A 15,752-nucleotide genomic window follows, 5' to 3' on the forward strand; every position below is an offset into this window, starting at 1 on the left:
AGACGATAAGAGAAACCCCTAAAAGAATTTTATTTTTTTTAAAATAAAATTACACAGCCCATATGGCGCCCTGCATTGTCAACAACAATAACAACGATCCAGGGTCGGAGATTTGATACTTATAGATAATATGGGATTTGATTTTTCGGTAGGCAATAGACATCTGGCCTTCAATGGTCTTTACCGAGAGTTGAAGTTCTTCGGCCACCTGTTTATAAGATTTATGGGCATCTTTACAGTATTGATAGATCATTTTACACTTTTCAGGAAGAGCTTCAACAGCTTCATTATAGAATAGAGCAAACTCCTCCATATTAACACATTCCTGTGCATAGGTTCTGCTCATTTCCTCTGTTGCCCAGATTTCTTCCCGTAACAGCCTGCTATTTTGCGCCCTCAAGACATTCAGCATTCTATTTCGTGAAGATTTATAAAGATAGGTCTTAATATGAAATATACTCAGTGTAGCTCGATCTTCCCACAGTTTTACAAATATATCTTGAAGACAATCTTCGATTAACTCCCTATCTCGAGTATAGTATCCTAAAAAACGACACAAGTCATCGAAGTAAAGGTTAAATACCTCTTCTACCAATTCTTCATTAAGAAAAAATTCTTTCAGAATGGACTGCTTGTTCATAATTCGGCTTTAAACGAAGCTAAAGAAAAATTATGAAATAACAAATTTTTGGTTTTATTGCTATTATACCAAGGCTGCTATTGTCTTTTCCAGATCCTCGAGATCAAAAGGTTTCGGCAAATAAGCCTCTGCACCAGCCTGAGCAGCAAGTGAAGCAATATCACTATTCGCAGAGCAATAGACTACAGGAATATGATTAAACTTAGGGTTACCTTTAAGCAGCTTCGTCGCCTCAATCCCCCCTATCTCAGGAATCCAGTTGTCCATAATAATCACATCCGGCATCACTTCTTCCAACCGCTCGAGTATATCGTGCGATGTCTCCGAACTCTCGACATGGTACCCAGACGCTTCCAATACGATAGAAAATATACTGAGGATTGTCTTGTCATCATCAAAAATCATTACCTTCTTTCCCATACTATAAAGATTTAAATAAGAACTTACAATTTACTGTTTAACGCGTTGATATAATCTGCAATATCGGATGGAGACAACACCATGTCAACATCCAACTGCTTCAAAGCTTGCTTTGGCATAAAATCGACCTCAGCGGTATTCGGATCCTGTACACATATACTACCACCATATTGTGTAATATAGGAAAGTCCTTCGACGCCATCACTATTAGCGCCCGACAATAAAACACCTATTGCATTTTCTCCGAACACCTGAGCCGCAGAATAAAAGGCCACGTCAATAGACGGTCTCGAAAAATTAACCTTCTCTGATACATCTAATGACATATAGGAATCAGGTTCAAAAAGAAGATGATAGTCTGCTGGTGCGAGATATATTTTACCACTTTCCAATAGCATCTTATCAGTTACCTCAATTACGGGCAATTCGCTATAAGCATTTAACAGCATACTTAGCGTACTTTCCGGATGTGCCTTACGATGTAGTATGATGACGATGCTCAACATGAGATCGACCTTCAAAAGGGGTAAAATCTCAATCAGCGCATGTATGCTGCCCGCCGATCCTCCAATCAATACGACCTTCTTTCCCATGGTTATTTTCTTAGTGCTTACGCCATATTTTTTCGTCCTTCAACTGTCTATACCGGTTTTCAAGAGGAGAAAAACGCAGCGTTTCCTTTGTCCCCAAAGCCAGATATCCCAAATTTTGCAGACTCTCATCAAAAACTCGAAACACCCTATCTTGCAGCTCTTTATCAAAGTATATAAGGACGTTGCGACACAATATCAGTTGAAATTCATTAAAAGAAGTATCGGACACTAGATTATGTGTCGAAAAAATCATACGTTCTTTTAAACAGGCATCAAACTTTACATTATCATATCCGGCGACATAATAAGTCGAAAAGTCACTCTTTCCTCCAGATAGAATATAATTTTCAGAATACAACCTCATCTGACTTAAAGGAAAAATCCCCCTAGCAGCCTTTTCCAGTACGCTGGGATTTATATCTGTAGCATACATCAACGACTTGTGATAAAGATTAGCTTCTTTAAGCAAGATTGCAACTGAATATGCCTCTTCACCTGTAGAGCAACCTGCTATCCAGATCCGAATGAGTGGGTATGTTCCTAATCTAGGAATAACTTCATTACGAAGCGTTTTATAAAAACCAGGATCCCGAAACATCTCTGTCACATTGACCGTGATCTCTTCTACAAAACGTTGTAAATAAGACGCATCGTTGACTACCCGATAGCGGAGTTCAGCAAAACTGGAAAACCGATCTACAAGACAGATTCTATTTAACCTACGCTTTAGCGATGCTCTGCTGTACTGACTAAAGTCATAGCCATACAAGGTTGCTACATCGTTAAGCAGCAATGTAATCTCTCCATCTTTTAATATATCCGGTTCTAGCATTATATCCACTCTCTTACAACATCCATAAGGATATCTACTTGAATAGGCTTCGAAATATAATCATTAGCGCCTGCCTCTATACATTTTTCTCGGTCTCCAGCCATTGCCTGAGCCGTGACCGCTATTATGGGGATATCTGCTCTTCCCTCGACTTTCCTCATCATACCAATGGCTTCATACCCGTCCATTTCAGGCATCATCATATCCAACAGTACCAGCCCAATCTGATCTTCAGCCAAAAGCAGCTCCAATGCTTCCTTTGCACTTTGGGAGGTGATCACCTTATAACCTTTTGCTTGTAGCGTTAGCTTTAGGGCAAAAATATTACGCGCATCATCATCCACTATTAATATCATTTTCTTGATTCCCATCTTCTATAAATCATACTTTAGACTCATACAACCATACACGTAGCAATGACAGCAGTTGATCCTTATCCACAGGTTTTGAAATATAGTCAGATGCTCCTGCCTGTATACATTTCTCCCGATCTCCGATCATCGCTTTTGCCGTAACCGCAATTATCGGCAAACGGGAGAATTTCGGTATGCTCCTGATTTCTCTCGTAGTCTCATACCCATCCATTTCTGGCATCATCATATCCATCAGCACTACTGATATCTTTGGGTTTTCTTTTACAATTTCAAGCGCTTCCCTACCATTGGTAGCAGACAATACCTCCATCTGATAAGGTTCTAATGTCTTAGTCAGCGAAAATATATTACGTACATCGTCATCGGCAACCAAAACAGTCTTGCCTATTAGCACCTCGCTAAGCGATCCCAACTTATTCACTTTCTTTTTGTCAACATGTCCATTATTCTCTTCGACAAGATGCAAGAATAGTCCCACCTCATCTAAAATACGTTGAAAAGAATGTGCTGTTTTTACGACAATGGAATCGGCAAACTGTTTGATTTTCAACTCTTCAATCTGTGACAACTGTTTTCCAGTAAATACAATAATAGGAAGATTTTCCAGCCCTTTATTCGATTTTATCGCCTCCAGTGTTTGATAACCAACCTTGTCCGGCACACCCATATCTAAGATTACACAATTTACATTTTCAGACATTAGAGCATCTACCGTTTCGGACACGTTTTCTTTTATCTCCGACTGTATATTGAAGTTGCTCAAAAAATAGGACAGTGCAGTGGCATGCTTGGCATTCTCCTCTACAATTAGTACTTTCTTCGGATTACGCGTGAGCGCATCTTCGATACGTTCAAAAATACGCCCCATTTCCTCGATAGCTATCGGCTTATTGATAAAGTCTATAGCTCCCTTCATCAAACTTTCCCGTTTCATTTTTAGCGAAGACATCATATGCACCGGAATATGTCTTGTCTTGGGATTGTTCTTCAAGTCATCCATCACTTGCCAACCATCTTTTACGGGCAATTGTATATCCAACAACACGGCCAAAGGCTGGTATCTCTCTGCAAATTCCAATACCAAGTCACCGCGAACCAATACAATTCCCTTATAGTTCTGTTGCCGTGTATACTTTAAAAGTGCTTTTGCAAAATTCGTATCATCCTCCACGATCAAGATCAGCTTATCCCCCTGTTGGATATTATTCCTATCATCAGGCACATCCTCCGGTATTTCGATGGTCTGATAAGAAAGCGCTGTCTCCCCATCTGTTAGCACACTTACGGTAGATTGTTCTTTTATTACTGTAGGTAAGGATGGTATCATTTCCCCCTTATTCGCTCGGGCCAGCGGTATGGCAATAGTAAATGTACTACCTTCATTAAGCTGACTTTGGAGATCAATATGTCCACCAAGCAGGCGCATGATCTCCCTACTTATCGAGAGTCCCAATCCAGTACCTCCAAATTTTCTTCTTGTTGAACCATCTGCCTGTTGAAAGGCTTCAAAAATCAATTTTTGATTTTCCTCACTGATACCTATTCCCGAGTCCTTCACCGCAAACCGTACAAAGTTCGGATTCTTCGTACACATGCTGATATGTAGACTAACCTCTCCTTCCATCGTAAACTTGATTGCATTAGACAAAAGATTGCGAAGGACCTGCTCCAAGCGCAACTTGTCGGTATCCATAAAATCAGGAACAGATTCGTCAATTTCCACCTTAAACGCAATACCTTTTTCTTTAACGATAGGTACGAATAAGCCCTCCAGCTCCCTACACAGTGCGGCTAGGTTGACTTCTTCATACTCCAATTTCATCTTACCAGCCTCAATCTTAGAGAGGTCTAAGATTTCATCAATCAAGGTCAGCAGCCCCGTACCAGAGCTCTGGATCACATTAGCCGATTCTATCTGCTCATCCGTTAAGTTCCGTTCCACGTTTTCAGACAACAAACGTGAAAGCAATAAAATGGAATTTAGAGGCGTGCGCAGCTCATGGGACATATTGGCCAAGAACTCTGATTTATATTTGGTAGTCAAGGCTAACTCTTCCGCCTTTTTTTGAATCTCCAGGTTTCGACTTGCTATCAGGTCATTCGTTTCTTCCAACAGCTTCGATCGTTCCTCAAGTTCCTGGTTACTCTGCAGCAACTCTTCTTGTTGTACGCGCAGTTCCTCTTCAGAAGCCTGTAGTTTTTGAGCCTGAGCCTCCAGTTCTGTATTCAGATTTTCCAGCTCACTATGTTGCGTCTGTAACTCTTCCGACTGCGCCTGTGTTTCTTCCAACAAACTCTGTATATAGCTACGTCCTCTTGCCGCCAAAAGCTCTAAGGCCACAATCCTTCCTGCTTCTTCTAAGAAAGAAATTTCTAAGGCTTCAAATTTATCCAACGCTCCCAGCTCCACGACACCGTAACATTGTCCCTCCAGCACCAGTGGCAGCCATAGAACATGCTTTAATTTCAATTGCCCGTTGGTAAAACTAACCACAAAGCTATTATCATCAATATCTTCCAACAACTTGACACGTTTATCCACGAACACCTGCCCTACCATTCCTTCTCCCGGAGCATACGAATTGCGCATTTGACCTTCTAATCCATAGTGACTACGTAAGACCAATTTTTCCTTGTCCAATAGATACAGGGCACCATTCATACATTCTCCGTAATTGATGAGGTGAGCCAACACATCTTCAGCAATCAGTTTATCATTCTTATTGCCTCCCAACACTTCGTTCAATAAAGCCAACCCAGTTTGCTTCCATTCATTATTATGAATTTCATCAAATGATTTTTCCAACGAGGCAGTCATTCGATTCAATGAATTAGCCAGATTGCCAAGATCATCCTCGCCGGTATCGGTAACACGCACCGAATAATCTCCCGCAGACACTTGCTTAGCGACACGTTCAATCATGCGGACACGAGCACGCATATCACTTTCCTTCTTCGCAAGGATATCTTGCAGCTTTTCTCTTTTTCTAAATTCCCTACGAATCTGCAAATAGAAGAAAACAGTTACCCCTAGAGACAGTATTGCTGCAATCACAATAAAAATAGAAGTAACTTGAGATGATTCGTCTAGGTCTGCGTTCTGTGCATTCAATACCGCGGTCTCTTTATCTAGAAAACGGTTGATCAAATTGCGGCAACTATCCATATACACTTTACCTTCCACCAGCTGCTCCGAACTTATTACTTTACCTTCCTTTTTTTCCCTTTCCCACTTCTCCAAAATTCCCATCCTAGCCTCTACCAATAAGGATAAGCTATCCACCACATTCTTCTGTTCCACGTTTTCCTTTACCAAATCTCGGGTTTCTCGAAAAGATTCTGGCAAAGACACCTGGCTTTTAAAAAAAGGCTCTAAAAAAGCATCATTATTGGTGAGATAAAATCCTCGTTGTCCTGTTTCCGCATTTTGTAGATCAATAAGAATATGATTTACTGCTTGTATCAACTCTTGTGTGTGTACAACTTGCTTTCGATTGTCGATCTGCTTCTTTATACTCACGTAAGATGCGATCGAACTTGCAAGAAGTATAAGTAGTGATATTCCAAAACCAAACTGCAGTTTTCTAATGACTTGCTTAGGCATCCTTATTTAATTTAATGGTATACTAAAATAAAACGTTGTTCCTTCCCCCTCTTCACTTTCCACTCCATAAGTACCGTTATGCTGCCGTACTATTTCGGCACATATATATAGACCTATGCCTAATCCCTGAAATTTCACCGAAGATTCCTCCACTCTATAAAATTTGGAAAATACATGCTCTTGCTTCTCTTTCGGTATTCCTATTCCAAAATCCCGCACTTTTACATAAGCTTGTCCATTCTTGATTTCCGTCCGAACAATGACTTTTTCCGTACCTGGTGAATACTTGATGGCATTCGTCAAAAAATTGATCAAGACCTGTTCAATACGAATAACATCCGCACAAACATCTACATTCAGAGGTTCGCCCTCTCTTTCGATTCGAATATCCAAATGCTCATGGGTATGCAAAATGGTATCGATTGCATTCTCAACCAGGCTTTCCAAATCAAATGGAGCAAAGTTTACTTTTAGCTTTCCATTTTCTATTTTTGAAATATCCAACAGATCTGCGATAAGACTCTCCAGTTTTATCACCTGATCCTGAGCTCGATGAATATAAGTCGAGACATTTTCATTCCCCTCCTGCCTGACTAATCTCTCCAATAGCTGTATATACGCCTTAATACTTGTCAATGGAGTTTTAAGTTCATGGCTTGCTATACTTAGAAACTCGTCTTTTTTACTCTCTACCTGCTTCTGGTCTTCAATGTCGGTAAAGGTCCCCACCCAACTACTGACTCTCCCTCCTTCTTTTATCGGAATAATTCGCAACAAATGAAAACGATATACGTTACTAATCACACTTTTTATTCGAATCTCGGCTTCAAACGGTTCTCCTGATTCGATATGTTTCTCAAAAAAAGTATGGATAAGGGTGTCTTCCGGATGGAATTCAGGAAGGTCAACTGTGGATCTGGAATACTTGAACCAATTTTCATTCACAAATGTGATATGTCCGTTAGAATCTGCAGTGAATGCTATTTGGGGTATCGTTTCTAACACGGTATGCAAAAAATCAACCTTGATTTTGAGTTCCTCCTGTGCTTGCTTTCTACTTTCCACTTCCTGTTGTAGCTTCCGTTTTACTTCATTGAGTGCCAATGTCTGTTCGTACAAACGATAAAAAGTCTTTACCTTCAGCATCAAGATATCAGGATCTACAGGCTTGGTAATATAATCTATGCCCCCTGAAGCATACCCTTTGGTTATAAATTTTTTATCTGTATTAACTGCAGATAGAAATATAATTGGAATCTCTTTGGTTTTACTATAGCCAGCTAAGGTTTCTGCAACCTCAAAACCGTCCATCCCCGGCATTTGTACATCTAATATTATAAGCGCATAATCCTTCTTCAAAACATTTTTCAGTGCTTCCTCTCCAGACAATGCTGTATCTACCTGAAAACCTTTGGTCTCCAACAAACTCCGCAGTGAAAAAATATTCTCAGGTTTATCATCTACAATCAAAATCATCAATCAACAATTAGTTAGACGGTTTAAATTCAACAACGATAACACCTATCCTTCTAGGCGTCACTACCAAAATAAATAAAAAAAATAGAAAAGAGGATATTCCTAACCCTTTATGAAATCTTTTCGAGTATAAAAGACTGTTTATTAAACTCGACATTTTCCCCTAATTGCTTACCCAACAGTAGCTGCCCAATCGGCGATCGGGGCGATATGACATATACATTCGGATAAGCAGAGAGCTTTCCAATACTGACTGCGACAAAGTATACGTTATCCTTATTCGTTTCAATCAAACTGCCCAACGACACCGTGGTCGTCGGTTTGGCCTGTCTGATCCATTCCAAAGTTTTCAAATCTTCTTCTGCCAAAGCCAACTGCTGTTGAAATCGGTTTAGATCCTGTTGAATCATTTCTCTTCCCGTCTCATACTTATCTCCAGCACTGCTCTTAGTATCTTCTTTCAGCGAGTTGTCTGCTGACTCTATCGCCAATGTTATCTCTTTGATTCGATTATTTACAAATTCGAAACAAGCGTCCAATATATTTTCTTTGTTCATCCGTATCAGCGTGCATATAAATAGTAAACGCCCGTTTATACCGGGCGTTTACAAAAGTATTAATCCTTAAAATTTAGTTTTTCAAAGATTCTTTTAAGTTTTTAGCTTTTTTATCAGCTTCATTAGCTACGTCTTTTATAGCTCCTTCTGCCTTATCTCCAGCATCCTTCAATTTTTCTCCGGCTTTATCTGCTGTATTTTCTATAGCATCGCCTGTTTTCTTAGCAGCCTCTTTCGTAGCATCTACCGCATCGTTAACACCAGACTCTACTTTGTCACCTGCTTCCTTTACAGCTTCTTTGGTTTTGTTCCAAGCAGCCTCTGCATCAGCCAACGCTTTACGTGCAGTTTCTTCAGCTTGTTTATCTCCTTTCGCTACCGCAGCATCCAAATCAGCCTTAGCTTTATTGTAATCAGCTTCTGTCTGTGCTACCGCATCTTTAGATATTTGATCCATCTTATCTAAAGAGTGATCTAATTGTTCACCTGCCGTAACCTCACCGTCCGCATTTTTGTCCTTCGAAGGAGAATTGTTGCACGATGCAAATGTGATTGCTGCCGCGACTACCGCTAATAATGCAATTTTTTTCATTGGAATATATTTTTTAAAATGGCGATGAATCGACCACAGGCATAACCTCAATTTTGCTGGTAATATACCTATGATGGTTCATACAAATGAATTTAGTTAACCTCAGATAACAATCAATTTGTATGCCAAAACAAAAAATTAACCTTTAGCGTAAATCGTACCCTTTGCGGCCTCCAATGTATTCTTCAGGAGTCCAACAATGGTCATCAGACCTACGCCCCCCGGTACCGGAGTGATCCATGATGCTTTTGGTGCGACATTATCAAAATCCACATCACCGTACAACTTAAATCCCGATTTAGTTTCGGTAGAGTTTTCTCTATTAATACCCACATCTATGACAATCGCTCCTTCTTTCACCATATCCGCTGTCACAAAATTCTTCTTACCAATAGCAGCGACAACGATGTCTCCACGCAACACTTCTGTTTTGAGATCTTTCGTTCTACTATGTGTCAATGTCACGGTACAATTTCCAGGGTTACTGTTTCTCGCCAATAAAATACTCATGGGAGAGCCGACAATATTACTGCGTCCTACGACTACAGCATGTTTTCCAGCAGTATCAATACCATAATGTGCCAGCATCAACATAATACCATATGGTGTCGCCGGAATGAAACAAGGCAGATTGCGCTGCATACGGCCCAAGTTTATTGGGTGAAAACCATCTACATCTTTTCTGTGATCGATAGCTTCTGTCACTTTATCCGGATCAATATGAGCTGGCAACGGCAATTGCACGATCAATCCATCGATATTAGGGTCTTTGTTTATTTCTTGAATCTTAGCAATCAGTTCTGCTTCAGAAACCTCTACATCGTACCGTATATTAGTAGACTCAAACCCCACCAACTCACAGTTTCTCATCTTGCTCGCCACGTAAGTTTCACTACCTCCATCATTTCCTACCAAAATAGCAACAAGGTGAGGTTTTCTTCCTGCAGCAGCAGTAAAAGCTGCAGCTTCGACTTTTATATCTTCTTTAATCTTTGCAGATACTTCTTTACCGTCTAGTATATTCATAGTTTTTAGTATTCACTAGTTAGCAGTTAGCCACTTTCTTAACTTTATAACTCTTTTTAGTCTAATTTTAACACCGCCATAAACGCCGATTGAGGAATTTCAACATTTCCTACCTGACGCATACGCTTTTTACCTTTTTTCTGTTTTTCCAATAATTTACGCTTACGGGAGATATCACCTCCGTAACACTTCGCTGTCACATCTTTACGCAAAGCGGAGATTGTTTCACGCGCAATGATCTTAGCGCCTATAGAAGCCTGGATACGAATTTCGAATTGCTGTCTAGGCAACAGTTCCTTCAACTTCTCACATATTTTCTTTCCGAAGTCGTAAGCATTGCTTCGGTGAATAAGCGATGACAGCGCATCTACCGGTTCATCATTCAGACGTATATCCAATTTGACCAAGTCGGATTGGCGATATCCGATCTGATGGTAATCAAAGGAAGCATATCCCTTCGAAATTGTCTTCAGCTTATCATAAAAGTCAAATACAATCTCACCCATCGGCATCTCAAACACCAACTCTACACGATCCGACGTGAGGTAAGACTGATTGATGATCGTTCCTCTTTTCTGAATACAAAGAGACATCACAGGGCCTACAAATTCAGCTTTGGTAATAATATTAGCTTTGATATAAGGTTCTTCAATAAAGTCCAATTTACTTGGATCAGGCAAATCAGATGGGTTGTGAACCACAATTTCCTCTTTATCCTTACTTAAGAAAGCACGGTACGACACGTTGGGCACGGTAGTAATTACCGTCATATCAAATTCCCGTTCGAGACGTTCTTGGATGATTTCCATGTGGAGCATTCCCAAGAATCCACAACGGAATCCAAATCCTAAAGCTGCAGAAGATTCTGGTTCGAATACTAAGGAAGCATCATTCAACTGCAGACGGTGCATAGACTCACGCAACTCTTCATAATCCTCCGTATCGACTGGATATATACCTGCGAAGACCATCGGCTTCACCTCTTCAAATCCTTTGATCGCTTCAGCACAAGGGCGCTCTTTATGCGTAATCGTATCCCCCACTTTCACCTCACGGGCTTCTTTAATCCCCGATATGATATAGCCTACATCTCCGGTCTTGATCACGTTTTTAGCAACCTGATTCAGCTTCAACGTACCAATTTCATCGGCATAATACTCTTTACCTGTTGCGACGAACTTAACCTTATCTCCCTTCTTTATCTCTCCATTTTCAACTTTAAAGTACGCCATAATCCCCCTAAAGGAGTTAAATACCGAGTCAAAAATCAATGCCTGTAGCGGTGCATCTGGATCACCTACCGGTGCCGGCACACGTTCTACGATCGCGCGTAAGATATCAGGTATTCCCAGTCCGGTTTTTCCGGATGCAGGAATAATTTCTTCACGTTTACCACCGATCAGATCTATGATCTGGTCTTTCACCTCTTCAGGCATAGCGCCCGGAAGATCCATTTTATTTAGTATAGGTATGATTTCCAGATCGTGCTCCATGGCTAGATACAGATTTGAAATCGTCTGTGCCTGTATCCCTTGTGACGCATCCACAATCAACAAAGCTCCTTCACAAGCGGCAATAGATCTGGATACTTCATAAGAAAAATCCACGTGTCCTGGAGTATCGATGAGGTTCAATATATATTGTTGTCCATCCTGGGTATATTCCATCTGAATGGCGTGACTCTTAATCGTGATACCTCTTTCTCGTTCCAAGTCCATACTGTCCAACAGTTGAGCCTGTGCCTCACGCTGTGAGATGGTATTCGTGTATTCCAATAATCTATCTGCCAAGGTACTTTTGCCATGGTCGATATGTGCTATTATACAAAAATTACGTATATGCTTCATATAGGGGTTATGCCTTCTTTTATAAACGGCAAATATACTGTATTTAAGTGAAGTTTTTTTTCGAAAACACTTGTTTTTTTAACGATTCTTTTTTAATTGCGCGCCCACAACAAATCCGCTCTGCAAAGCCGTAAAGAAAAACAAAGAGGCTATCCCTTATAAGGGATAGCCTCTTTAAAACCTATTATCCAGCTGGAGTTATAGTTTACTGTTCACGTCTACGGCATTCAATTCTTCAAAAGCCTGTTTCAAACGAGTAACAAATGCTTCTTCTCCTTTACGCAACCATACACGTGGGTCATAGTACTTCTTATTTGGAGAATCTGCACCTTCTGGGTTACCAATCTGTCCTTGTAGATAGTCGTGGTTTTTCGCTTCATAACCGCGTACACCATCCCAGAATGCCCACTGCATATCAGTATCAATATTCATCTTGATAGCACCGTATGAGATCGCCTCTTCGATTTCCTCTGGAGATGATCCCGAGCCACCATGGAACACAAAGTTCACCGGTTTTTCGGCAGTTAACTTATATTTTTCACGGATATGCTCTTGCGAATTATGAAGAATAACCGGCTGTAACTTCACATTACCTGGTTTATAAACTCCATGCACATTACCAAAAGCAGCTGCTACCGTGAATTTATCGGAAACTTTGGACAGCTCTTCATAAGCATAAGCCACTTCTTCCGGCTGCGTATATAACTTAGAACTATCAACATCCGTATTATCTACTCCATCTTCTTCTCCACCAGTGACACCCAATTCGATCTCTACGGTCATACCCAGAGGTTTCATACGCTCCAAGTAACGTTTAGATATTTCTATATTTTCTTCAATAGGCTCTTCTGAAAGATCCAGCATGTGCGAAGAGAATAAAGGTTTACCATTTGCTGCGAAAAATTTCTCTCCTGCATCCAAAAGACCATCAATCCAAGGCAATAATTTCTTTGCAGCATGATCCGTATGCAAAATAACAGCTACGCCATAGTGCTCTGCCAACAAATGCACGTGCTGTGCTGCAGAAACAGCGCCCAACACACAGGCCTTAAGCCCATCATTATTCAATGTCTTGCCCGCATAAAATTGAGCGCCCCCATTAGACAACTGAATAATTACAGGAGAGTTTACCGCCTTTGCCGTTTCCATTACTGCATTGATAGAATTGGTACCTATCACATTTACAGCAGGAAGCGCAAACTTGTGCGTTTTAGCAATCTCAAACAATTCTTGAACTTGATCACCGGTCAGTACACCTTTATAATCTTTTAGGGTCATGTTTTTTCTAATTTTAGTTTTACTTCTTTGATTCGATAAAGTTAAGTGTTTTAAATGACAATGAAAACATTAGTGTAAAAAATACACTAAGACAACTGACAAAACGATCTACAGCTGGTACAACACGATTCTGTTACATAGATTCTTATTGCATATAAGGTCAAAATTGGCTAAGTTTAACAAAATAAAACAATCAAAATATAGTATGCTTGACATATACGGAATCAAAAACTGCAACACAGTAAAAAAAGCACTGGATTGGCTGGACACGAACAACATAGCCTATACTTTTCATGATTACAAAAAAGAACCTGCTACACGCGAGAAACTTGAAAAATGGGAAAAAAGTGTGAGCTGGGAGTCTTTGGTCAACAAAAAGGGCACTACTTGGAAAAAACTCTCTACAGAAGAACAAGCACAAGTAATCGATGCTTCATCGGCCAACACCGTACTTCTTGCCAACAACTCTATGATCAAAAGACCAGTGATTGAACTGAAGGATGACATTATCCTTGGTTTTGACGAAGCTATTTACCAAGAAAAACTACTGAAGAAATGATATACAAACCATTCAGATACCTGCTCTATCTAGGTCTGGCTGCTACACCTCTGTTGTCCCAAGCCCAGCAAAAGAGCCAATACAATTACTCCGAAGCTTTCGGTCCTAATTTCTACACTGAAAATGGCACAACTTATCGGTCTGCCAGTGGCAAGCCCGGCCCTGCTTATTGGCAGAATTCGGCCAGCTATTCCATCAAAGCAAAGCTCAACGACCAGCAAGATCAAATCAAGGGCTCCGTTCAGATTACCTATACCAACAATAGTCCCGAAGACCTGGACTTCATCTGGTTTCAATTGGACCAGAACCTGTTCAACAATGATTCCAGAGGACAGGCGACCATTCCGCTATCCGACAGCCGCTATGGCAGTTCAAGCAACAGCTTTGAAGGAGGCTACCAATTGAACAACCTCGCCATAGATGGAAAGTCCCTGGCAACGGCATATACTATCACCGACACCAGAATGCGAGTGGATCTTCCCAACCCCCTAAAAGCTAAAGGAGGGAAAACCACGATCAGCATGGATTTTCAATTTTCCATTCCCGAATATGGCGCCGATCGTACAGGTATTCTGAATACGTCAAACGGCAAAATATATGCTATTGCGCAATGGTATCCTCGCGTTTGTGTATTTGATGATATCCTGGGATGGAATACCCATCCTTATACCGGACCAGGTGAATTCTATCTTGAATTTGGTGATTATAACATCGAAATCACGGCACCTGCCAATCATATTGTCGTATCAGGCGGCGAACTCTTAAATCCCGATGAAGTATGGACTCCAGAACAGCTAAAACGCTATAACGCCGCAAAGAGCTCTGACGAAACGCTCCTGATACGCAGCGCAGCAGAGGTCGCCAACAAATCCTCTCGTCCAGACAAGAAAGAGCTTACCTGGAAATACAGGCTAGATAATGCGCATGATGTCGCATGGGCCTCATCTCCTGCTTTCATCATCGATGCGGCGAAGATAAACCTGCCTTCTGGCAAAACATCTCTTGCAATGTCTGCCTATCCCAAGGAAAGCAACGGGGGAAATGCCTGGGAGCGTTCGACAGAATACACAAAAGCTGCTATAGAGCATTATTCAAAAAAATGGTTTGAGTACCCCTATCCTATTGCGGTAAATGTCGCATCCAACGTAGGTGGCATGGAGTACCCTGCACTTTCGTTTTGTGGCCACAAAGCCAAAGCGGCCAACCTATGGGGAGTCACAGACCATGAATTTGGGCACAACTGGTTTCCTATGATTGTAGGAAGCAACGAAAGGTTACATGGATGGATGGATGAAGGGTTCAACACCTTTATCAACGATATTTCTACTGAGGCCTTTAACAAGGGAGAATACGCCATGAAGTATGGCAAGAAAAATGCATTAGCATTGACCTTATTCAACCCGACATTAGAACCCGTGGTAAACAGTCCGCAAACCATGAAAGAGCGTAACATCGGCTACTTGGTATATTACAAACCTGCCTATGCACTACATCTTCTACGCGACGAGATTATCGGACGGGACCGATTCGACAAAGCTTTCCGCAAGTATATCGAACACTGGGCTTACAAGCACCCTGCACCCAATGATTTCTTCCGCACGATAGAAAACGAAACTGGTGAAAACCTAAACTGGTTTTGGAGAGGTCTTTTCCAGAACAACTGGCAGATGGATCAAGCGATCACTGAGGTACGCTATATCGAACTAAATCCTGAAAAAGGAGCAATTGTGACCGTTGAAAATCTAGATAAACTCCCCATGCCTGTAGAGATAGAAGCGACTACAGTAAGTGGCAAAAAAATCACCGTCAAACTTCCTGTTGAAATATGGGAGCGCAACAACAAGTGGACATTTAAACTACCTTCTACAGAACAACTAACCGAAGTCAGGTTAGACCCCCGCAGCGTCTTTCCTGATATCAATCCAGACAATAACATATGGCGATCCAAATAACA

General features: G+C 41.0%; 14 protein-coding genes. 2 read left to right on the top strand and 12 right to left on the bottom strand.

The window, feature by feature from the left end:
- Positions 1-49: 49 nt before the first annotated feature.
- From M472_RS43765 to fbaA, 12 genes are all read right to left on the bottom strand, one after another.
- Entirely contained in the window at positions 50-640 is a 591-nt protein-coding gene (locus tag M472_RS43765) for a sigma-70 family RNA polymerase sigma factor (protein ID WP_021072323.1), read from the bottom strand.
- Between the two features lie 63 nt (positions 641-703).
- Positions 704-1,060 carry a response regulator gene (locus tag M472_RS43770; RefSeq protein WP_021072324.1) on the bottom strand — a complete coding sequence of 119 codons (357 nt, stop codon included), beginning with the start codon at positions 1,058-1,060 and terminating at the stop codon, positions 704-706.
- A 23-nt stretch (positions 1,061-1,083) separates the two neighbouring features.
- Positions 1,084-1,653, bottom strand: coding sequence for a chemotaxis protein CheB (locus M472_RS43775; protein WP_021072325.1), 570 nt, complete (start codon positions 1,651-1,653; stop codon positions 1,084-1,086).
- Between the two features lie 10 nt (positions 1,654-1,663).
- Positions 1,664-2,485 (bottom strand): CheR family methyltransferase, encoded by an 822-nt coding sequence (locus M472_RS43780; protein WP_021072326.1) that lies wholly within the window; start codon positions 2,483-2,485, stop codon positions 1,664-1,666.
- Positions 2,485-2,856 carry a response regulator gene (locus M472_RS43785; RefSeq protein ID WP_021072327.1) on the bottom strand — a complete coding sequence of 124 codons (372 nt, stop codon included), beginning with the start codon at positions 2,854-2,856 and terminating at the stop codon, positions 2,485-2,487. Before M472_RS43785 ends, M472_RS43780 begins: the two co-directional genes overlap by 1 nt.
- 10 nt (positions 2,857-2,866) lie before the next feature.
- Positions 2,867-6,463, bottom strand: a complete 3,597-nt coding sequence (locus M472_RS43790) for a response regulator (RefSeq protein WP_021072328.1) — start codon at positions 6,461-6,463, stop codon at positions 2,867-2,869.
- A 6-nt stretch (positions 6,464-6,469) separates the two neighbouring features.
- Positions 6,470-7,939 (bottom strand): hybrid sensor histidine kinase/response regulator, encoded by a 1,470-nt coding sequence (locus M472_RS43795; RefSeq protein WP_021072329.1) that lies wholly within the window; start codon positions 7,937-7,939, stop codon positions 6,470-6,472.
- A 110-nt stretch (positions 7,940-8,049) separates the two neighbouring features.
- A complete protein-coding gene (locus M472_RS43800) occupies positions 8,050-8,496 on the bottom strand; it encodes a GreA/GreB family elongation factor (RefSeq protein ID WP_021072330.1) in 447 nt (148 codons plus the stop codon).
- A gap of 73 nt (positions 8,497-8,569) precedes the next feature.
- Entirely contained in the window at positions 8,570-9,088 is a 519-nt protein-coding gene (locus tag M472_RS44840; protein WP_021072331.1) for a hypothetical protein, read from the bottom strand.
- A 138-nt stretch (positions 9,089-9,226) separates the two neighbouring features.
- Positions 9,227-10,114: a bifunctional 5,10-methylenetetrahydrofolate dehydrogenase/5,10-methenyltetrahydrofolate cyclohydrolase gene (locus M472_RS43810; RefSeq protein ID WP_021072332.1), complete on the bottom strand. Its 888-nt coding sequence runs from the start codon at positions 10,112-10,114 to the stop codon at positions 9,227-9,229.
- A 56-nt stretch (positions 10,115-10,170) separates the two neighbouring features.
- Positions 10,171-11,961: a translation elongation factor 4 gene (lepA, locus tag M472_RS43815; protein ID WP_021072333.1), complete on the bottom strand. Its 1,791-nt coding sequence runs from the start codon at positions 11,959-11,961 to the stop codon at positions 10,171-10,173.
- A gap of 198 nt (positions 11,962-12,159) precedes the next feature.
- Positions 12,160-13,239 carry a class II fructose-bisphosphate aldolase gene (gene fbaA, locus M472_RS43820; RefSeq protein WP_021072334.1) on the bottom strand — a complete coding sequence of 360 codons (1,080 nt, stop codon included), beginning with the start codon at positions 13,237-13,239 and terminating at the stop codon, positions 12,160-12,162.
- 205 nt (positions 13,240-13,444) lie between these two features.
- Between fbaA and M472_RS43825 the strand changes: the two genes are divergently transcribed.
- The gene (locus tag M472_RS43825) at positions 13,445-13,798 is read left to right on the top strand and encodes an arsenate reductase (RefSeq protein WP_021072335.1); all 354 of its coding nucleotides are present in this window, start codon (positions 13,445-13,447) and stop codon (positions 13,796-13,798) included.
- Positions 13,795-15,750, top strand: a complete 1,956-nt coding sequence (locus M472_RS43830) for a M1 family metallopeptidase (protein WP_021072336.1) — start codon at positions 13,795-13,797, stop codon at positions 15,748-15,750. Before M472_RS43825 ends, M472_RS43830 begins: the two co-directional genes overlap by 4 nt.
- Positions 15,751-15,752: the final 2 nt, after the last annotated feature.

The organism is Sphingobacterium paucimobilis HER1398, from assembly GCF_000416985.1.
Lineage (GTDB): Bacteria > Bacteroidota > Bacteroidia > Sphingobacteriales > Sphingobacteriaceae > Sphingobacterium > Sphingobacterium paucimobilis.